The 19,960-nt window shown below is 68.7% G+C and carries 19 protein-coding genes and 1 riboswitch; of the genes, 5 read left to right on the forward strand and 14 right to left on the reverse strand.

The genetic code is table 11. The annotated features are described in order from the left end of the window. Window positions 1–25 precede the first annotated feature (25 nt). From FGL91_RS02615 to FGL91_RS02650, 8 genes are all read right to left on the reverse strand, one after another. Entirely contained in the window at window positions 26–1,282 is a 1,257-nt protein-coding gene (locus tag FGL91_RS02615) for a CehA/McbA family metallohydrolase (protein ID WP_153242987.1), read from the reverse strand. Then, entirely contained in the window at window positions 1,282–2,355 is a 1,074-nt protein-coding gene (locus FGL91_RS02620) for an ABC transporter ATP-binding protein (RefSeq protein ID WP_153242988.1), read from the reverse strand. The genes FGL91_RS02615 and FGL91_RS02620 overlap by 1 nt, the downstream gene beginning before the upstream one ends. Then, on the reverse strand, window positions 2,355–3,209 hold the full coding sequence (locus tag FGL91_RS02625) for a carbohydrate ABC transporter permease (RefSeq protein ID WP_205802363.1): 855 nt from the start codon (window positions 3,207–3,209) through the stop codon (window positions 2,355–2,357). The genes FGL91_RS02620 and FGL91_RS02625 overlap by 1 nt, the downstream gene beginning before the upstream one ends. Then, complete coding sequence (locus FGL91_RS02630) at window positions 3,206–4,150, reverse strand: carbohydrate ABC transporter permease (RefSeq protein ID WP_131493373.1); 945 nt, start codon at window positions 4,148–4,150, stop codon at window positions 3,206–3,208. The genes FGL91_RS02625 and FGL91_RS02630 overlap by 4 nt, the downstream gene beginning before the upstream one ends. A 2-nt stretch (window positions 4,151–4,152) precedes the next feature. Beyond that, window positions 4,153–5,562, reverse strand: a complete 1,410-nt coding sequence (locus tag FGL91_RS02635) for a sugar ABC transporter substrate-binding protein (protein WP_134352345.1) — start codon at window positions 5,560–5,562, stop codon at window positions 4,153–4,155. 61 nt (window positions 5,563–5,623) lie between these two features. Then, window positions 5,624–6,787 (reverse strand): Gfo/Idh/MocA family protein, encoded by a 1,164-nt coding sequence (locus tag FGL91_RS02640; protein WP_194239296.1) that lies wholly within the window; start codon window positions 6,785–6,787, stop codon window positions 5,624–5,626. Further along, window positions 6,784–7,692 carry a sugar phosphate isomerase/epimerase family protein gene (locus FGL91_RS02645; protein ID WP_227991822.1) on the reverse strand — a complete coding sequence of 303 codons (909 nt, stop codon included), beginning with the start codon at window positions 7,690–7,692 and terminating at the stop codon, window positions 6,784–6,786. The genes FGL91_RS02640 and FGL91_RS02645 overlap by 4 nt, the downstream gene beginning before the upstream one ends. 71 nt (window positions 7,693–7,763) lie before the next feature. Then, window positions 7,764–8,465 carry an MgtC/SapB family protein gene (locus FGL91_RS02650; protein WP_131493365.1) on the reverse strand — a complete coding sequence of 234 codons (702 nt, stop codon included), beginning with the start codon at window positions 8,463–8,465 and terminating at the stop codon, window positions 7,764–7,766. A 169-nt stretch (window positions 8,466–8,634) separates the two neighbouring features. Here FGL91_RS02650 and FGL91_RS02655 point away from each other — a divergent pair, with 169 nt between their 5' ends. From FGL91_RS02655 to FGL91_RS02665, 3 genes are all read left to right on the forward strand, one after another. Then, window positions 8,635–9,396: a GntR family transcriptional regulator gene (locus FGL91_RS02655; RefSeq protein WP_131493363.1), complete on the forward strand. Its 762-nt coding sequence runs from the start codon at window positions 8,635–8,637 to the stop codon at window positions 9,394–9,396. A gap of 87 nt (window positions 9,397–9,483) precedes the next feature. Next, window positions 9,484–10,122 carry a bifunctional 4-hydroxy-2-oxoglutarate aldolase/2-dehydro-3-deoxy-phosphogluconate aldolase gene (locus FGL91_RS02660; RefSeq protein WP_134352349.1) on the forward strand — a complete coding sequence of 213 codons (639 nt, stop codon included), beginning with the start codon at window positions 9,484–9,486 and terminating at the stop codon, window positions 10,120–10,122. Between the two features lie 99 nt (window positions 10,123–10,221). Further along, on the forward strand, window positions 10,222–10,974 hold the full coding sequence (locus tag FGL91_RS02665; protein WP_047521131.1) for a sulfite exporter TauE/SafE family protein: 753 nt from the start codon (window positions 10,222–10,224) through the stop codon (window positions 10,972–10,974). 61 nt (window positions 10,975–11,035) lie between these two features. Here the strand turns inward: FGL91_RS02665 and FGL91_RS02670 are convergent, their stop codons facing one another. Both FGL91_RS02670 and FGL91_RS02675 read right to left on the reverse strand, forming a co-directional pair. Continuing rightward, a complete protein-coding gene (locus tag FGL91_RS02670; RefSeq protein ID WP_153242991.1) occupies window positions 11,036–11,866 on the reverse strand; it encodes an SDR family oxidoreductase in 831 nt (276 codons plus the stop codon). A gap of 40 nt (window positions 11,867–11,906) precedes the next feature. Further along, window positions 11,907–12,665 carry an SDR family NAD(P)-dependent oxidoreductase gene (locus tag FGL91_RS02675; protein WP_153242992.1) on the reverse strand — a complete coding sequence of 253 codons (759 nt, stop codon included), beginning with the start codon at window positions 12,663–12,665 and terminating at the stop codon, window positions 11,907–11,909. Between the two features lie 151 nt (window positions 12,666–12,816). On the opposite strand from FGL91_RS02675, the gene FGL91_RS02680 reads away from it, so the two are divergent. Next, on the forward strand, window positions 12,817–13,551 hold the full coding sequence (locus FGL91_RS02680; protein ID WP_153242993.1) for an aminoglycoside 3'-phosphotransferase: 735 nt from the start codon (window positions 12,817–12,819) through the stop codon (window positions 13,549–13,551). A 6-nt stretch (window positions 13,552–13,557) separates the two neighbouring features. On the opposite strand, the gene FGL91_RS02685 is transcribed toward FGL91_RS02680, so the two are convergent. The 4 genes from FGL91_RS02685 to FGL91_RS02700 all read right to left on the reverse strand — a co-directional run bounded on the left by FGL91_RS02685 (window position 13,558) and on the right by FGL91_RS02700 (window position 17,904). Further along, entirely contained in the window at window positions 13,558–14,931 is a 1,374-nt protein-coding gene (locus FGL91_RS02685) for a glutamate decarboxylase (protein WP_153242994.1), read from the reverse strand. Between the two features lie 89 nt (window positions 14,932–15,020). Continuing rightward, a complete protein-coding gene (locus FGL91_RS02690; RefSeq protein ID WP_131493351.1) occupies window positions 15,021–15,800 on the reverse strand; it encodes an energy-coupling factor transporter transmembrane component T family protein in 780 nt (259 codons plus the stop codon). Next, window positions 15,797–17,254, reverse strand: coding sequence for an ABC transporter ATP-binding protein (locus tag FGL91_RS02695; protein ID WP_372492661.1), 1,458 nt, complete (start codon window positions 17,252–17,254; stop codon window positions 15,797–15,799). The genes FGL91_RS02690 and FGL91_RS02695 overlap by 4 nt, the downstream gene beginning before the upstream one ends. Further along, window positions 17,251–17,904 carry an ECF transporter S component gene (locus FGL91_RS02700; protein ID WP_227991824.1) on the reverse strand — a complete coding sequence of 218 codons (654 nt, stop codon included), beginning with the start codon at window positions 17,902–17,904 and terminating at the stop codon, window positions 17,251–17,253. Before FGL91_RS02700 ends, FGL91_RS02695 begins: the two co-directional genes overlap by 4 nt. Next, window positions 17,895–18,006, reverse strand: a riboswitch (TPP riboswitch). (Overlaps the previous gene by 10 nt.) A gap of 82 nt (window positions 18,007–18,088) precedes the next feature. Between FGL91_RS02700 and FGL91_RS02705 the strand changes: the two genes are divergently transcribed. After that, window positions 18,089–19,909, forward strand: coding sequence for a D-alanyl-D-alanine carboxypeptidase (locus FGL91_RS02705; RefSeq protein WP_153242996.1), 1,821 nt, complete (start codon window positions 18,089–18,091; stop codon window positions 19,907–19,909). The last annotated feature ends 51 nt before the right edge of the window (window positions 19,910–19,960 follow it).

Raw genomic sequence — 19,960 nt, forward strand, 5'->3', positions numbered from 1 at the left:
CTCTGCGGAAGATGCGTGCGGCCGGTCAGGCGCACAGGGCGGCGATGCTGCGGTCGGGATGCAGCAGGTAGTAGGGGCCGGCGGCCCGATCGGCGGTGAAAGAGGCGAGGTCTCCGTGCACCGAGCGACGCTCACCGGCACCGTCGACGAGGATCAGACCGTCGGCGTCGACGGCGAGCAGTTCGTCATCGACGCGCAGGAGGACCGGGGCGGTGAAGAGGTCGGGTGCGCTGAGTCCGTCCCGCACGGTGACCCCGCCCATGATCGCGGTCCTCCCCGCAGCGACTCCGGCGAGGATCGCCTCGGGCGAGGCGTCTTCCGCGGCAACCCAGGTGGTCGGCGTACCGGGCCCGATGCCCTGGCTCTGCATGTGGAAGTCGGCACCGCCGAGGAGGACGGCGTCCTTGCCCCAGCGCTCGTGGAACGCGAGCGGCGAGGTGGCGATGAGCTCGCGGTACCACGTCGAATGCCAGAGCTCGATGGCACGCGGCAGGCGCGAGAGCGGGTGCAGCCACGAGCAGTCCCCCGAGATCGGGTGGTTCACGCTCAGGACGCCGCCACGGCGCTCGACCTCGTCGACCCATTCCTGCGCGGGACGGCGGAAGTCGATCCAGCCGATGTCCCCGAAGGCGTTCGCATGACCACGGTGCGTGGTCACCTCCTGGCCGGGCAGCAGCGTGATCGCATGCTGCTCCCCGATCCCGGGGAGATGCGCGTGGTGGCTCGTGGTGTTGTGGTCGGTGACGGCCAGGAAGTCGAGTCCGGCGCTCACCCCGAGTGCCGCCAGGCCGGAGATGCTCTCGCGGCCGTCCGAATGGAGGGTGTGCGCGTGGAAGTCGCCGGCGAACCACCGCAGACCTGCGGAGGCGGGGAGGTTCCTCGAGCTTCCGCGGGGCACCCCCGCCACGGGGGCGACGACCGGGCCGTGGTCGATCGTCGATTCCGCGGGCAGGAGGATCTCGACCATGACGTCGGCGCCACCGGCGCTCAGTCGGTGCACCCCGAGGATCACGTTCCACTCGCCCTCTTCCGGGCGCCCGGGAAGGTACCCCGGGGTGGCGTCGTCCGTGCGGATCACGTACGTGGTCCGCGCGCCGCCGGACCATCCGCGCCACCCTGCCGCGCCCTCGCAGCCGAGGTCGATCACGGCCGCCTCGGTGTCGTAGGAGATGCGCACCTCGAGCGAATCCGTGCCCGAGGGCACGTCGAACGGCACCCGCACGTAGCGATCGGCGTTCTGGATGTCGTGCGTGAGATGGAGGGTGGTGCGGACGGTGCCCATCAGCCGATCCGCTCGGTGCTCTCGGCGTCGAACAGCAGCGCGCGGTTGAGCTGCGGGGCGATCCAGCCGCGGTCGCCCGCGGCGGGCTCGTGTTCCTCGGGAACGACGACCTGGAGCTTGTGCTCCCCCGCGCTCACGAGCACGAGGCTCGTCGCACCGAGGGTTTCGGTCACGACGACCTCCGCCGCGATTCCGTCCGCGACGGGTTCGGCCGACCAGCGCAGGTACTCGGGACGGATGCCCCAGCTCACGGTCTGCCCATCCCGCACCGCCGCGGCGGCTTCCGGCGGGACCGGGACATCCGCGTCGCCGATGCGGACATGACCAGCCGCGACCGTCGTCTCGAGGAGGTTCATCGGCACCGAGCCGATGAACCCGGCGACGAAGGTGTTGTTCGGACGGTGGAAGATCTCCCGCGGCGAGCCGATCTGCTGGAGCTTCCCCGCCTTCATGACGGCGATCCGATCCGCGAGAGCGAGAGCCTCCGCCTGGTCGTGCGTCACGAACACGGTGGTGACACCGAGGTCGCGCTGCAACTCCTTCAGGAAGGTCCGCGCCTCGAGCCGCAGCCGCGCATCGAGGTTCGACAGCGGCTCGTCCAACAGCAGTACATCAGGCCTGGTCGCGACGGCGCGAGCGAGGGCCACGCGCTGCTGCTGGCCACCGGAGAGCTGACCGGGTCGGCGCTCGATCAGGCCGTTGAGCGACAGACCGTTCGCGACGGATTCCGCGGTGGTGCGACGCTCTCCCTTGCCCACTCGGCGGATCCGGAGCGGGTAGGCGATGTTGTCGCCGACGTCCATGTGCGGGAACAGCGCGTAGTCCTGGAACACCATCGCCACGCCGCGCTCACCCGGCTCGGCGTTGGTGACGTCCTTCTCACCGATCGTGAGCTTTCCGGAGGTGATGCTCTCCAGGCCCGCGATCGACCTCAGCAGCGTGGTCTTCCCACACCCGGAAGGACCGAGCAGCGCGAAGAACTCGCCGTCCGCGATCTCGACGTCGACGCTGTCGACGCCGCGCACCCCGCCGGGGTACTCCTTGACGAGTTCGGTTGCAATGATGGCGGCCATCAGGACTTGATCCCTCCGTGGAAGCGGAAACCGTAGCGACGGTTCACAAAGAAGTAGATGAGAAGGACGGGCACCGAGAACACCAGCGAGAACGCCGAGATCAGTCGGAGATCGGCCTGGCCGCTCTCGGTGTAGAAGGTGTACATGAGCACGGCGGCCGGCTGCATGTCGGGCGTGCGCAGAAGCAGGAACGGCACGAGGAAGTTGCCCCACACCTGCACGATCGTCCAGATCGCGATGAACGCGAGGCCCGGACGGGCGATCGGCACCACGACGTCCTTGAGGATGCGGAAGGGACCCGCACCGTAGAGCCGTGCCGACTCCTCGTACGACTTCGGGATGGAATCCATGAAGTCCTTGAGGATGAAGATGACCGTCGGGAGGATCCCGCCGGCCAGCACGAGGATGACGCCGACGTGGGTGTTGATCAGCTGCAGCTGATTGATGAGCTGGAAGGTCGGGACCATCGCGGCCGTCCCCGTCACGATGGACGACAGGAGCAGCAGCCCGTAGAGGATGCCGTCGCGCCCCGGGATGCTGATCCGGCTCATCGCGTACGAGGCCAGGGCTCCGAGCACGATCACGAGCGCCATGGTCCCGATGCCGAGGATCAAGGAGTTGAGGATCGACTTCAGGGCGTACGGGTTCTCCGCCAGGCGGGCGAAGTTGTCGAGCGTCCAGTCCGGCCACGACACCGTCAGCGACGGCGTCGCGTCGAACGGAGCCAGGACCAGCCACACCATCGGCAGCGCGAAGAACAGGGACACGAGCACGATCACGATCGTGAAGAGGATCCGCGACACGAAATGGGTCACCGACCGGTCGCGCACGACGGTCTTGATGGTGGTCATCATGAGCGCACCTTCTTCTTCGAGCTCTTCCCTCGCGAGACGCGCGTGTACATCAGCGCGATCACGAGGTTGATGAGGAGCATGATCAACGAGATCGCCGCTCCGAGTCCCAGCTGCCCGCCGGGGATGGCGGTCTGGTAGATGTACACCGACAGGATGTCGGTCTGACCGTTCGGCCCGCCCGCGGTGAGCAGGTAGGGGGTGAAGGTGTTGAAGGTCCACAGCGTGATCAGCAACGTATTGGTCAGCAGGTGCCCCTTGATGTTGGGGAGGATCACATCACGCAGCTGCTGCCACGTGTTGGCCCCGACCATGCGGGCGCTCTCGAGCTGCGACGGCGGGACAGCGCTGATCGCCGAGGAGAACAACTGCATCGAGAACGCCGTCCCGACCCAGATGTTGAAGATGATGATGCACTCCATCGGATGCTCGATGAGCCAGGCCGCCCCCTCTGTCCCGAGAAGGGAGTTCAGAGTGCCCGTGCGCCGGTCGAGGAGCGCGAGCCAGAGGAACGAGGCGACCGATGCGGGGATCACCCAGGCCGCGAGGACGAGCGTCTCGACGAAGGTCTTGACGCCGGCCCGCACGTTGCGCAGCATCCAGGCGAGCGCGAAGCCGAGGACGGTCTGCCCGATGATCCCCGACACCAGCACGAACACCAGCGTCAGCCACAGCGAGTTCCAGAACCGCGGGTCGTTGAGCGCCGTGGAGAAGTTCTCGAGTCCGACGAACTCCGGGTTGGCGGCGGCGAAGCCGGTGAGCCGGTAGTTGGTCATCCCGAGGTAGACGGTCCAGAGCGCCGGGAAGAGGAGGAACAGGCCGATCAGGAGCAGACCGGGCGCCGCGAACAGGGTCGCCCTCGCCCGGCCGAGACCGGCGACATCCTCCGCGCGGCGCCGGCGGGGAGCGGTGACGCTCCCCGCCGGCATCGTTGCTTGCGTCATGGTCACTCGGAGATCGCGTCCGGGCCCACGACGCCTTCGAGACCACGGACGTAGGTCTTCAGGGCGTCATCGACCGACGTCCCGGTGGCGACGTCGAGCGTGGCCTGCTGGAGCAGCACGGACACCTGCGGGTAGGCGGCCAGGCCGGGACGGTAGGCGGTGATCGGCAGGACCTCTTCGCTGACGAACGTCAGCATGGGGTCGGACGACAGGAGCTTCTCGTTCACGTCGTTGCGCGGGGAGATCGAGAGCGTGCCGGCGGCACGCGCCTCGTAGGCTTCCGGCGAGTTCATGAAGGCGAGCAGCTCCCAGGCGAGCGCTGCGTGCTTCGAGTTGGGGTTGAGCACACGCCCGGTACCCCCGGACATCGAGACGTAGTCCTGATCGTTGATGCCGTCGCCCGGCTCGATCGCCGGGATCTTGGCGTACCCGACGGTGGTGTCGCGATCGGCCATCGGCGCCGTGCCCACACCCTCCGCGGGGTTGATCACGGAGCGCCAGAAGTAGTCGCCCTCGAGCAGGATGCCGATCTTGCCCTCGGCGAAGAGCTGGAACGAGGTGTCGCGTCCCGACGCCTCCTGCTGGAGGACCGGGTCACCGAGCCCCTCGTCGACGTAGATCGTCTCGTACAGGTCGAGCGTCTTCTCCATGCCGTCGGTGGCACCGATCCACTTGCCGTCCTCGTACACCTGCTCTCCGGTGCCGACCAGCATCGGAAGCAGACCCTGCATCGTCGTCGCCTCGCCCATCGCCGTACCGGCGTTCAGCTGGATCGGGGTGACGCCGTCGAGGTCCTTGAGGTCGCGCGCCGCGTCGAGGATGTCGTCCCAGCTCTCCGGAGCCCAGTCCTCATCGAGCCCCGCCTGGGCGAAGAGGTCCTTGTTGTAGTACAGCACGCGACCGTCGGCGCCCTGCGGGACGCCATAGCGGTCGCCGTCGAACGAGAGGGCGTTCTGCACGGCGTCGGGGATCTGCGCCCAGCCGTCCCAGTCGTCGACCGCCTTGCCGCCGACGTCGGAGAGCGGCTTGATGTATCCGGCCTCGGCGAACTCGCCGACCCAGATGCCGTCCATCCCGATGATGTCGGCGCCCTTGCCGGACTGCAGATCGAGGGCGATCTTGGTCTTGTAGTCCTCATCGTCGACGCCCTGCGGCTGGAACTCGACGGTGACGTCCTTGCCTTCCGCGTCCATGGCCTTCTCGAACTCGGGGATGACCCAGTCCGCGATCCAGTCCGCTTCGGCACTGTTCTTGCCGCCGGTGATGGAGTTGGTGGTGAGGGTGAGGGTGACCGGCCCGGATTCGTCCTCGGTCTCCGGCTCCGATCCACCGGAGCAGCCAGCCAGGACGACCGCACCGACAGTGGTGAGGGCGAACGCCGCAAGCAGGCGGCGCTTTCCGTACGTGACCATTTCTGACCTTTCTGTATCGCTGAACGCCGAGCGGATGCGCTCGGTCGCGGATGTGGGTGAACTACTGCGCGGCTTCGACGCCCAGGTCGAGCGTGACGCCCTTCGAGAGCGCGAGCGCGCGGATCATCCGCTGCCCGACCCGCACGTCGGCCATCGATTCCTCGACGCTCGCCCCGTCGGGACGCTCGCCGCGGACCAGTGCCGCCAGCGCGAACAGTTCGTTCTCGAAAGCCTCTTGCTGCATCCACCGCGACTCGCTCACGCGGATGCCGAGCTCCGGGTGACTCTCCGTCACGCGGAGGACGGTGGGGAGATTGGTCACGTACGGAACACCGAAGAGCAGTTCGACGGTTCCGGTCTCGTGATGGAAGGTGACGGTCTCCTGGTAGTCGGGGTAACCGTCGATGTAGTGCCAATCGAGGGTCCACGGGGTATCGTCACGAGCGAGCGTGCCCCGCAGGTGCACCGATCCCGGCATCTTCGGACCCCAGTGCTGGGCGAAGTCGACATCGCCCAGACCGCCGACGAGCATACGGAGCAGTCCGACGTCGTGGACGATGGAACCCAGCACGACGTTCGTGTAGAGCGTGCGCAGGTCGGTCGGGAGGTCGGCGCCGACGGCCGAGTCCACGATCGTCCCCGTCGCTGCGATCAGCGGGGCGAGGACTTCCGCGGAGACGTCGTGGGTGCGCGCCGCGAGGCGGGCGTACTCCAGTTGCGAGCCGTCCAGCGGGTGCATCACCTGCACGCTGATCGCACGCAGGTCGACGTCGGCGAGGAGGCGCTTCGCGTGCTGCGACGCGAGGTCGTACTCCTTCATGTAGCCGACGCGCACCCAGTCACGCAGGTCGATCCCGGCGTCCACGGCGTAGGCGGCAAGGGCGTCGAGCTCGGCGATCGAGTAGGCGAGGGGCTTCTCGGCGAGCACACGGATGCCGGCCTTCACGAGCCGCAGCGTGTCGCCGGCGTGGGAGCCGGTGGTGGCGAGGATGGCGGCGTCGATCGCGAGCACACCGTCGTCCTTCGCAGCGACGAGGGCATCGACCGACGAGAACCGGCGGTCCGCGGCGACGCCGTAGCGGGCTCCCATGTCGGCGGTGCGCTCGGCGGAGAGATCGACGAGTGCGGCGATCTCGAAGTCCTCCGCGTTCCTGCGCAGCATCGGCAGGTGCACGCTCTGGCTGATCGCCCCCAACCCGATGACGGCGACGCGGGTGACGCTCACGCGAACCACGCCCGCAAGGCGTCACGGTTGGCGACCTGCTCGGCCTTGGCCCGCTCGACCTCAGCGGTCGAGCGCGGCACGACGTCCTGCTCGACGATGAGCCAGCCGCTGTATCCGCTGCCGATGATCTCGTCCACGAGTTCGGTGACGGCGAGATCCCCCTGCCCCAGCGGGACGAAGACGCGCTTCTCCCAGACCGAGCGCATCGGGTCATCGGCCTGCAACGCCTCGTGCAGGATCCGCGTGCGCGCGTCCTTGAGGTGCAGGTGATTGATGCGGTCACGCCACCGGCGGAAGTCGGGCAGCGGGTCGCCGCCCCCGATGAGGAGGTGACCGGAGTCGAAGGTGAGACCGACGTCGGTCGATGCCAGCAGCGCGTCGACCTCTTCGGGCGTCTCGACATACGTGCACGCGTGGTGGTGGAAGGTCGGCTCGAGCCCGCGATCGCGGACACGCGCCGTCGCGATGTTGACGCGATCGGCGAACCGCGCCCAGTCGTCCCCACGGAGCGTGAGTTCGGGAGCGCCACCAGGACGCGCCTTGCGTGCCGCGCTGCCCGAGTCGGCGAGCGTGGGCAGAGGAGCAAGGGGCGGCCCGGTCTCCGCCGCAGCGACGAACACGTCGAGGATGTCATCGAGGTTCGCCATCGCGCGGGCGAAGTCGTCGTCGGCACCGGCGAACGGAAGGTCCACCCATCCGCCCGCGAGTTCGAGGCCGTGGCGCCGCAGGCGATCCGTCAGCTCCGCGCCTCGTCCGAGAAGTCCGACCGGTCCGAGATCGATGCCCTGGTAGCCGGCCTCGCTGATCCAGCGCGCAAGTTCCTCGCCTTCGGGAAGTGCGACGAGGTCCGGGCGTGCGAGCTCGAAGACCCCGTAGCTCACCGGCGCATTCGCGATACGGATCACTCGATTTCCTTTCTCCATTGAACGGTCGGACCGAAGCCCAGTAAAAATGTTAGCAGGTAATTACATATGCATCAATCATCATCGGAGGCTCCCTGGACGGCGACCGAACGCACGCCATCGAGCCGCGCGATCGCGTCGATCAGGTCCGAGCGCTTGTCGGGGGAGGCCTCGACGAACTCGAGAGTCGCGCGCATGTCGGAATCGCCGTGGATCCGGGCCGCTCCGAGAAGGGTGCCCGGCAGACCGCGTCGCTCGGCGGCCGCGAGCGCCTCACGGAGAGCACCCCGATCGGCCTCGTACTGGACGGTGACACGTAGCCTCTCGGGCTCCGGGCGCAGACGATCGCGCACACGGGAGAGCGGACCGACGGTGAGCAGATGCAGCCCGGTGCCGGCGATCGCCAGGAGAGGCATGTTGGCACCGCAGGCCATGCCGATCGCCGCCACGACCCAGATGGTCGCCGCCGACGTCAGCCCCGACACGGCATTGTTGCGCACGAAGATCACGCCGGCCCCGAGGAACCCGATCCCGGACACGACCTGCGCCGCGATGCGGGAGGGGTCGACGGCCACGTCAGGCCCGAGGACCCCCTCGAATCCGTACGCCGAGATCAGGGTGAAGATGGCGGAACCGATCCCGACGAGGACGTGGGTGCGCAGCCCCGCGCTCTTGAGCTTCCGGGAGCGCTCGACACCGACCGCCACCGAGAGCACGAAGGCCAAGGCGAGGAGACCGAGCTCCACGAACAGGTGCGGATCCCACACGTAGCTCACGCCGACTCCTTCATGTCAGCACAATAGCACTTTAAGCATCCTCAGGACTTTTCGCTGCTCAGCGCCGCCCCTCGCCACGCATCGCCGCTCGAAGTTCCCGGAAAATCGGGTCTGGGGTGGATCGTATGATTGTCGCTACAATATGACTCCCCACAGAAAGCGGAGGACCATGGCCGATCTCGTCACCCCGTGGCCGAACGATCTCTTCGCGGACATCGACCGCACGGGTCCGGTCCCGCTCTACTTCCAGGTCTCCACGCGCCTGCAGAGCGCGATCCAATCCGGAGCGATCCCCGCCGGCGCCCGCCTCGAGAACGAGGTGTCGATCGCCGAGCAGCTGGGCCTCTCCCGACCCACCATCCGACGAGCGATCCAGGAACTCGTCGACAAGGGACTCCTCGTGCGCCGACGGGGCATCGGCACCCAGGTCGTGCAGGGTTCCGTCACCCGCCAGGTCGAACTCACCAGTCTCTTCGAAGACCTGCAGAGCGCCCACCACGAACCGGGCACGCAGGTGCTGACGCACGAGGTGATCCCGGCTTCGGAGGAAGTGGCGACGGCACTCGCCCTGCCCCCCGGTGCGGAGGTCCTCCACCTGAGACGCCGACGGAGCACCGACGGCGTTCCCGTCGCCGTTCTCGAGAACTACCTCCCTCGCGAGTTCGCGGACATCTCCGCCGAACAACTCGAGTCCCGAGGTCTCTATCAGGCCCTCCGCGCCCGAGGCATCGCCATCCGGGTCGCCAAGCAGAAGATCGGCGCACGCCGCGCAGAGGCCGATGAACCAGAACTGCTGGAGATCGAGGCGGGCGGTCCGCTGCTGACCATGGAGCGCATCTCGTTCGACCAGTCAGGCGCTGCGATCGAGCTCGGCCACCACTGCTACCGCCCAGACCTGTATCGCTTCGAGACCACGCTCGTCGCGAAGTAGTCCGGCGCATACGTCCGTCTTCTGGCCGAGTTGTCATTACAGGGGACGCCCGGGAGAATGGAAGGATCCCCCACCGCAAGGAGCCTCATGTCCGACCGCCTCGACCGCGCCCGCAGCACCGGCATCCTCGCCGTCCTCCGCGCCCCCTCCCCTGAGCTGGCCCTGGAGGCGTCCGAGGCGATCATCCGCGGTGGCGTGACCGGCATCGAAGTCACCTTCTCGACACCCGATGCGCCGGCGGTGATCCGCGAACTGGTCGCGCGTCACGGCGACGCCGCGTACATCGGTGCCGGCACGGTGACCACCGCGGCTCAGGCCACTCAGGCCGCTGATGCGGGCGCAGAGTTCCTCGTCAGCCCCGGCACCCTCCCCCATCTCACCCGGTCGATGCTCGACACCGGCCGCGTCGTGATGACCGGAGCGATGACCCCCACCGAGGTCATGGGCGCGCTGGAGCTGGGCGTCGACGTCGTCAAGATCTTCCCGGCGTCGCTGGGCGGCCCGTCGTACCTCGGCGCGTTGCGGGGCCCGTTCCCCACCGCCCCCCTGATGCCGACCGGCGGCGTGAATCCGGACAACCTCGCTGCGTGGTTCGCGGCCGGCGCTGTCGCAGTCGGTGCGGGCGGAGACCTCGCGAACGGCGCATCGATCGCCGCAGCCGACTGGTCCGACATCGAGCAGCGCGCCGCACGCTTCACCACCGCACTCTCCGCCGCGCGGGGCTGATCCCACCACACACGATGACCGACGCCACCACTGATCTACTCGCCTCCGCCGCGGCCGGCGATGCGGGTACCGAGCTCGAACGGTGATCGGGCGGCAACGGTGATCGCGCTCGACCCCTGGGCGTGGGCCGCACTCGCCGTGGCCGCGGTGACGATCGGCATCTCCAAGACGGCTCTCCCGGGCGGCAGCATCCTGGCGATCGCGCTGTTCGCGGCCGTCCTGCCCGCACGCACGTCCACGGCCGCGATGCTGCTCCTGCTGATGGTCGGCGACGTGTTCGCGTTGATCGCCTACCGCCGCCACGCCCATTGGCCGACGCTGCTGCGCCTCGCACCGGCCGTCGTCCTCGGGCTCCTTGCCGGATTCGCGTTCCTCGCGCTCGCCGGCGACGGCATCGTCCGCCGGGCGATCGGCGTGATCCTGCTGCTGATGATCGGCGTGACCCTCTGGCGGCGATGGCGGCAAGACCGTGCGCACGCAGCGGTCCCGCCCTCCTCCGGCGGCATCGTGCTCGCCGGTGCCTACGGCACGCTCGGTGGCTTCACCACGATGGTCGCCAACGCCGGCGGCCCCGTGATGTCGATGTACTTCCTGGCCACCCGGACTCCGGTGCAGGTCTTCCTCGGCACCTCCGCCTGGTTCTTCGCGATCATCAACGTGCTCAAGGTGCCGTTCCTCGCCGGTCTCGGCTTGTTCCCCACTCCGGTGCTGCTGATGGATGCCGTCCTCGCGCCGCTCGTGGTGATCGGCGCGCTCCTCGGCCTGCGCGTCGCGCGACGCCTGAACCAGCGCGTGTTCGACCGCCTCGTGATCATCCTCACGATCCTCGGCGCGGCCTACCTCCTGATCTGACCCGGGTCTCCCTATCGGCGAGGCCAAAGCGCCCTGCCCGAATGAGGTGGGAAGGCGGGGGTCAGTCGAGGAAGATGTCCGGGAAGAGCGCGCTGTCGGGAGTGCCGGGGATCGCGGCGTACCCGGAGAAATCGGTCACGCCCTCACCTTCGAGCACATCCTCGACGATGAGCGACTGCCCGGTGTAAGAGCCCGCGGGCTTGAGCAGCACGGCGTAGGCGGCGTCGGCGTAGATGGCGGGCGTACGGCTCGCGGCCATCACCTTGTCGCCGCCGAGGAGGTTCTGCACGGCGGCCGTGGCGATGGTGGTGCGGGGCCACAGCGTGTTGGCGGCGATCCCGTCGCGCGCGAACTCCGCCGCGAGGCCGAGCGTGGCCAGCGTCATGCCGAACTTCGCGAGCGTGTAGCCGGTGTGCGCACCGAGCCACTTCGGCGTGGGGTTCAGGGGCGGCGACAGCGAGAGGATGTGCGGGTTCTCGGCATCCTTCAGGATCGGCACCGCCGCGCGGGACAGCATGAACGTGCCGCGCACGTTGACGTCCTGCATCAGGTCGTACTTCTTGGCGTTCAGGTCGAGCGAGCGCGAGAGGTCGATGACGCTGGCGTTGTTGATGACGATGTCGATGCCACCGAACTCGCCCTGCGTCTTCAGGACCACCTCGGTGATGTCGTCGTCATCGCGGACATCGCCCACGATCGGCAGGGCATTGCCCCCGGCCGCACGGATCTGCTCCGCGGCGGTGTGGATCGTGCCCTCGAGCTTGGGATGCGGGGTGTCGGTCTTCGCGAGCATCGCGATGTTCGCGCCGTCAGCGGCGGCCCGCAGCGCGATCGCGAGGCCGATGCCACGGCTGCCGCCCGACATCAGGATGGTCTTGCCTGCCAGTGTCATGGATTCTCCTGGGTTCTCGATCGCGGTTCAGAGGGCGGGATCAGCGCGGGGCCATGCGGATCGCGCCGTCGAGGCGGATGGTCTCGCCGTTGAGGTAGCCGTTCTCGACGATCTGATCCACGAGAGCGGCGTATTCGTCGGGTCGGCCGAGGCGGGCGGGGAACGGCACCTGCTGGCCGAGGGAGTCCTGTGCCTCCTGCGGCAGCCCCATCAGCATCGGCGTCTCCATGATGCCGGGCGCGATCGTGCAGACCCGGATGCCGTGACGCGCGAGCTCGCGCGCGATCGGAAGGGTCATCGCGTGCACGCCGCCCTTCGACGCCGAGTACGCGGGCTGGCCGATCTGTCCGTCGAAGGCGGCCACGCTCGCGGTGTTGACGATGACGCCGCGTTCGTCGTCGTGGAGCTCGTTCTTGGCGATCACGGCGGATGCCTGCGAGACGACGTTGAACGTGCCGACGAGGTTGATGCGGATCACCCGTTCGAAGTCGGCGAGCACGGCCGGGTTGCCTTCGCGGTCGAGCACCTTGGCCGGCGGCGCGATGCCCGCACAGTTCACCACCACACGCAGCGGCGCGGCGGACTGCGCGGCCGCGACGGCCGCCTGTACCTCCTCGGCGCTCGTGACGTCGGCGGCGACGAACAGTCCGCCGATCTCGTCGGCCACCTCCGCGCCCTTCGACGAAGCGAGGTCGATGATCGTGACGTGGGCGCCCGCGGCGACGAGGCGACGTGCGGTCGCCAGGCCGAGCCCCGAGGCTCCGCCGGTGATGAGTGCACCCTGTCCGCTGATCTGCATCTGATGTTCTCCTTCGAACGTCGTCGTGCGACTGCTGTGATGGAACGCGGTCCCAGCCTACGTGGTTCTTGGTGTCATCACGAACGGAGGTACGGCGTCGAAAGCGAGCCTACGACATCACTCCTCACGCGCCGTCGGGCAGGATGGATGGATGTCGATCCCCGCCGAAGACGTCGTCGTCCCCGAACACGTCCGCCTGCTCGCCCGGGGAGCCGACCTCGAATGCGTCTGGCGCAACGACTACGGCGGACTCACCTTCCGCGCCACCGGCACCGCAGAGCCGTTCTACATCAAGTGGGGGCCTCGGAACCTCGAGTTCACGTTGAGCGACGAGGCCGAACGGATGAGGTGGGCGTCGGGCTGGATCACTGTGCCGACCGTGCTCGACAGCGGGGCGGACGACACGCACGAGTGGATGATCACTGCCGCCCTCGACGGCCTCAGCGCCGTGGACCCGCGATGGGTCGCAGAGCCCGCGACCGCCGTGCGGGCAGTCGGCGAAGGGCTCCGGGCGATGCATGAAGCCCTCCCCGTGCAGGAGTGCCCCTGGGAGTGGAGCGTGCCTTCGCGCATCGCGAACGCGGAACGACGCGGGATCGTCGTGCCGGAAAGCCTCCGGACCGCGCCCGCTGTCGACCGCCTCGTCGTCAGTCACGGCGATGCCTGCTGCCCCAACACCCTGATGGGAGACGACGGCCGCTGGCTCGCGCACGTCGACCTGGCTCTGCTGGGCGTGGCCGACCGCTGGGCCGACATCGCCGTCGCCTCCATGAGCACCGAGTGGAACTTCGGCCCCGGGTGGGAGGACGCTCTGATCGAGGCCTACGGAGTCGAACCCGACCGCGAGCGTCTCGCCTTCTACCGCGACCTCTGGAATGCGACCTGAGCACCCCTAGTGGTGGAACGCCGAGTCGGGGTGATCGGACGGCATCGGCGCGGTGAGGGCGTCGAGGTGGGCGACTTCCGCCGTGATCGCATCCAGCAGGTCGGCGGCCAGGTCCATGCTCAGCCCGTTGCGCACGACGATCCGCTGCACCGTGATCTGCTCGAGATCCGCGGGCATCGGGTACGCCGGCACGAGCCATCCGCGCATCCGGAGCCGGTCCTGCAGGTGGTACAGCGTCCAGTTCTTCGTATGGCCGTCCTTGAGGCGCCAGGCGAACACCGGGATGTCGCTGCCGTCGTTCCAGAGCTCGAAGGCGTCGAGCCCCGCGATCCCGGCCGACAGGTACTTCGCGACGTCCTGCGACTCCTGCTGCACGGCACGGTAGCCCTCGAACCCCAGCCGGAGGAACAGGTAGTACTGCAACAGCACCTGCGCCCCCGGACGCGAGAAGTTCAGCGCGAATGTGGGCATCTCGCCGCCGAGGTAGCTGACCTTGAACACGAGATCCTCCGGCAGCCACTTCTCCTCGCGCCAGACCACCCATCCGAGACCCGGGTACACGAGACCGTACTTGTGGCCGGACGTACTGATCGAGTGCACGCGCTCGAGACGGAAATCCCACACGAGATCGGGTTGCAGGAACGGCGCGATCATCGCCCCGGAGGCACCGTCGACGTGGATGGGGATGTCGAGCCCGGTGTCCCTCTGGATCTCGTCGAGCGCCGCAGCGATCGCCGCCACCGGCTCGTACATCCCGGTATAGGTGACGCCCATGATCGCGACGACGCCGATCGTGTTCTCATCGACGTACGTCGCCAGGTCGTGACCGTCGAGCGTCTTGTGCTCCTCGGAGATGGGGACGTAGCGCGGCTCGACGTCGAAGTAGTTGCAGAACTTCTCCCAGCACACCTGCACGGCGGACGACATCACCAGGTTCGGCGTCGACGTGTCCTTTCCCGCGGCACGTCGCGCCTGCTGCCAGCGACGCTTGAAGGCGAGGCCGCCCAGCATGCACGCCTCGGACGAACCGACCGTCGAGGTACCGATGGCACCCGAGGCGTCCGGCGCGTTCCAGAGGTTCGCCAGCATGTGCCAGCAGTTGTCCTCGATCGCCGCCGTCTGCGGGTACTCGTCCTTGTCGATCATGTTCTTGTCGAAAGACGAGGTGTACACCTGCTTGGCGTCGTCATCCATCCACGTGCTGACGAACGTCGCCAGGTTGAGGCGCGCGTTGCCGTCGAGGATCGTCTCGTCCTCGACGATCTGCCTCGCCGTGGCAGGGAGCGAACCCTGGGGCGGGATCAGATGGCGCGGGGCGACCGACGCCTCCCCCGGGCGCGTGAACATCGGCTCGTAGTCGGAGGAGGGCGAACTGCTCATGCGAGAACCTTTCGGTGGAGGCGTCCTTGCGGCCTTGCCGCCCACCGTAGCGAGATCGCGCCGACGTATCGACCGGTTCGCGACAGACCCTAGCTCCACACGAAGCGGAACGTCCCCACGACGACAGCAGCGGCGAGCGCGAGCGCCATGATCGCGATGCCGCCGACCAGCGCCACCGCATCTCTCGGGTGCAGCCGCGACGGACGCGACCAGGTGCGGGGGATGTCCGAGCCGAATCCGCGCGCTTCCATCGCGAGCGCCAGTTTGGAGCCGCGCCTCACGGCGAACACGAGCAGCACGAAGGCCATGGAAAAGAACCGTCGGAGCACGCCCCGGTCCCCCACACCGCGCGCACGACGAGCCAGGCTCATGGTGCGCCAGTCATCCAGGAACAGGCCCAGCATCCGCGTACCGGCCAGGATGCCCAGCACGAAGCGACTCGGGAGCTTGGCGACCTGGGCCAGCGCATCGGCGAGTTCGGTCGGGTCGGTGCCGCCGAAGAGCAGGATCGTGGGCAGCCCGAGCGCGACCACGCGCAGGCTCACCGCGATCGCGAGGGTGATGGAGTCCTCGCTGATCGTCGCGAACCCGAAGGTCCAGTAGATCCGTCCGGCCGGTTCGGCGTACAGCAGCATGCTCACGCCGGCGATCGGCGCGAAGATCATGATCGGGAGCAGCCTCCTCAGGACCGTCGAGGGACGCAGTCCGGTCAGCGGCAGGCACAGCAGCTGCAGGACGATCGCGGCCAGCGCGCTCGTGATGTCGATGGACGCGAACAACGGCACCGACAGCAACACGGCGAGCACCAGCTTCGTCACCGGGTTCACCCCGTCGAGCCATACCGGCCGTGCGGTCTCGATCGCCGTCACGCTGCCGCCCCCAACTCGATGCGATGACCACCCAGATGTCGGACCACGGCATCGTCGTGCGTCACCGCGATGATCGACCGTCCACGCGTGATCTCCTCCTGCAGGAGCGCGACGAGGGAGATCCATCCACGCCGGTCCTGACCGAACGTCGGCTCGTCGAGCACGATCACTTCCGGTGCACCCGCCAACGCTGTCGCGACGGACAGCCGCCGCTTCTGGCCGCCGGAGAGCGTGAACGGGTTGGCCAGCGCGAGTGGCGCGAGGCCGAGTCGCTCGAGGAGATCGTCGACCACGGCGTCCGTCCTCGCACGGTCCCAGCCGAGCGCGCGCGGCCCGACAGCGAGCTCGTCACGCAGCGTCTGGGTGAGGAACTGGTGCTCCGGCTCCTGGAAGACCATGCCGATGCGCGTGAGCAACTCGCGCGACGTCCACCGGATCGGGCGGGTGCCTTTGCGCCCCGCCAACTCGGGTGCCGACCGCACCTCTCCTGCCTCTTCGGGGATGAGTCCGGCGAGCGTGAGCGCAAGGGTCGATTTGCCCGCCCCGTTGGGCCCGGTGATCACGGTCGCGTTCGCCCGCGGTACGTGCAGGTCGAGTCCCGCCTGCACGACGACGCCCGCTTCCCTCGCAATCGCGAGCCCGGAGGCGGAGAGCGCATCGGCTGCCGTCACCCGCTCCAGCACGGGCAGGTCGATGCCCCGCTCGGGCACCCACACCCCCGCATCGGCGAGCACATCGCCGTGGACCGCGAACACGTGCTCGGGCGGTCCGTCCGCGAGCAGCCCGCCGTCGGCCGCCAGCACGATCACACGCGTCATCAGATCGACCCAGACCGGCGTGCGATGCTCGACGACGATCAGTGTCGCACCCGAGGAGACCACGGCCCGCTCGACGCTCGCCCGCACCTCGCGCACGCCCTCGGGGTCGAGGTTCGCGGTCGGCTCGTCGAGCAGCAGCAGGCCCGGACGCATCGCGAGCACGCCGGCCAGCACCAGTCGCTGCTTCTGGCCGCCCGAGAGCGCCTTCGTGGGACGCTGCGGCGAGACGTCGAGGCCCACGGCGTCGAGAGCCTCCGCGACTCGGTCCGGGATCTCGGATGCCGCGACACCGAGATTCTCGCAGCCGAACGCCACATCATCGCCGACTTTCGACAGCACGATTCCGGCATCGGGGTCCTGGAGGACGAGCCCCACACGACCGTGCCGCGATTCCGGGGACGCGCCGTCGATGCGCAGGGCACCGGTGCGCTCCCCCTCGTCATCGCCGCCCAGGACGCCGGCGAGACCGGCGAGCAGAGTCGACTTGCCCGCGCCCGATGCGCCGAGAAGCAGCACCCGCTCGCCCGGTTCGATCGTGAACGAGACGTCGGCGACGGCGGGGCGCTTTCGACCGGCATACCGCCAGCCCCAGCCCGCAGCCTGCACGCGGGCCGGGGCGGCGAAGCTCACGCTCAGACCTCGCGCACGTGCTCTCGCCCGACGGCGAAGCGGTTGAGTGCGCCGGTGACGGCGAGGGCGCGCACGAGCAGCCACCCGACCACGCCCGCGAGGATCGCGCCCGAGATGACGACGCTGACCAGATAGATGGTGTTGAACTCGAGCGACTTCAGGATGTTCGGCGAGCTGCCGTAGAACAGCTCGAACACCCAGGCGGCGACCGCTGCGCCGACACCCGCGAGCGCGGCGACCACGATGCCGAAACGACGATAGAAGAAGAGCGCGAAGATGATCTCCGCACCGAGGCCCTGCACGATGCCGGACAGTACGGTCGAGACGCCCCACACGTTGCCGATCAGCATCGACACGATCGCCGCGACCAGCTCGACCACCAGCGCGGCGCCCGGCTTGCGGATCACGAGGCCGCCGACGACGCCGCCGAGCAGCCAGATGCCGACGGCGATGCCGCCGAGACCCGGCGTCAGGGCGTCAGCGGCGCCGAACCAGGCGTACCCGATGGTGTTCCAGCCCCAGAAGACGAGGCCGATCGCGACGCCGAGGACGGCGGCGACGACGATGTCGACGACGCGCCAGCGCCAGATCGACGTGGGTCGCAGACCGTTCGCGGCGGATGCCTGCTTCGCGGATGCGGACGTGGACGTACTCATCTGAACTCCTCCCTGCGCTGGCATGACCCAGATCAGGTTCGACGGTCGAAGCGCGATTCGCTCCCTCTCAGCCCGGCTCGCCGGACTCCCGTGGTTGTGCTGATGATCTTACCCGGTGGCGACACCGGCGTGGCGACAGGGCTTCGCGCCGCGGAACACGCCGGGGATTGGGTACCGTAAACGAGTGACCGCTTCAGATCCCGCCGACGAGGCGACGGGCGTCGTCAGCGACGACGGCTCGCGTACGGCCGCCCCCTCCGGGCCGGTGGACGACCTGGCGATCGCGTCGGACCCCGCCGCCCCCGCATCGGAGAGCGCCGCACCCTTCGCCGCCGATCGACTCTTCGCCGGCGACACGCCCCCGTCGGATCCCTCCGTCGTCTCCGCTGTCCCGGTCGACGCCGCCGCGATCGGCGCGCTGTTCACGGTCGACCGGACGCCCGCACGACGTCGCGGCACGGCTTCGTCAGACGACCCCGCGCCGGCGTCCGATCCAGAGCCCGTGCTCGACCCGGAGCCGGCGGACGGTCCTGCGACTCCGCCACTCACGAAGCCGCCCTTCCACCCCCGCCGACGCGGCGAGGGTGAGGAGGCACAGGAGCCCGATGAGGCCGAGGCGCTCGTCGACGGCGCGGCCGTGCAGTGGGCCGACGGCACGACAGGCGCGACCGCACTGACCTGGGTCGATGCCGCCGCCGTCGGTGCGCACACGGCCACGGCGACGTTCGAGCAGACCCCGGAAACCGAACAGGACGGCGGGCTCCTCCGTGGGGCTCGCCTGCGGCCGGCCATCGCTCGCCCGGGAATCCTGGTGCCGCTCGTCGCGCTCACCGCGCTGGTCGCCGGCTATGCGGGCACGACGTTGCTCTGGCCGCTGCACGAGGTTCCGCCGACGGCGCAGTCCGTCGAGTTCGACACGGTTCCCGCTCCCGCCGCGACGATCACCTGGCCGAGTGAGGGCAGCGCGTCCGTCGGCATCGCCGGGCTCACCACCGCGGCGTCGATCACCGATCCGGTGAGCATCGCGAGCATCACCAAGGTCGTGAGCAGCTTGATGGTGCTCGACCGCATGCCCCTCGCCCTCGGCGAGCAGGGGCCGGAGTTCGGCTTCAGCTACCGCGACAGCGTGGACTACTGGAACTACCGGCGCAGCGATCAGTCCGCACTGGATGTCCCCGTCGACGGCGTCCTCACCGAGTACCAGATGCTCCAGGGCACACTCCTCGGGTCGGCGAACAACTACATCGACCGGCTGGCCTCCGAGATCTGGGGCTCGGACCAGGAGTTCGCGGCCGCCGCCGAGGTGTGGCTGCGCGATCGTGCGCTCACCGACATCACGGTGGTCACCCCCTCCGGGTTCGACGAGCGCAATGTGGCGACCCCCGCGGCGCTGATCAAGCTCGGCGAGCTGGCCATGCAGAACCCCGTGTTCGCGGAGATCGTCGGCACCCGGTCAGTGGACCTCCCGGGTGCGGGCACGGTCGTCAACACCAACGGGATGCTCGCCGATCCGGGCGTCGTCGGCATCAAGACCGGCACGCTGGTCGGCTGGAACCTGCTGACGGCGAAAGACCTGACGATCGGGGACACCACGGTGCACCTGTTCGCGGCGGCGCTGAATCAGGCGGGCGACGACGAGCGCCTCGCTCTCACCCGTTCGCTGTTCGCCGAGGCGGAGGCCGCCCTGGACGCACAGGAGGCAGCGGTCGCGAAGGGCACGGTCGTCGGACAGGTCACGACGGACTGGGGCGAGAAGGTCGACGTGGTCACCGAATCCGATGCCGATGTCGTGCTGTGGAACGGTGCTGTCGCCACTGCGACCACGGCCTTCGATCTCGGCGAAAAGCGGGACGAGGACGCCACCGTGGGCACCTTGACCGCGGCCGGACCGCTCAACACCGTGACGGTTCCCCTGGTCCTGGCCGATGACGTCGAAGGGCCGAGCCCGTGGTGGCGCCTGACCCACCCCCTGGAACTGCTCGGGATCACAGACGACGGGTCCTGACACTTCGCTCGGCCGAGTACAGCACGACGCCCCATCCCGCGTGAGCACGAT

It is taken from the genome of Microbacterium sp. CBA3102 (genome assembly GCF_007954505.1).
GTDB lineage: Bacteria > Actinomycetota > Actinomycetes > Actinomycetales > Microbacteriaceae > Microbacterium > Microbacterium aurugineum.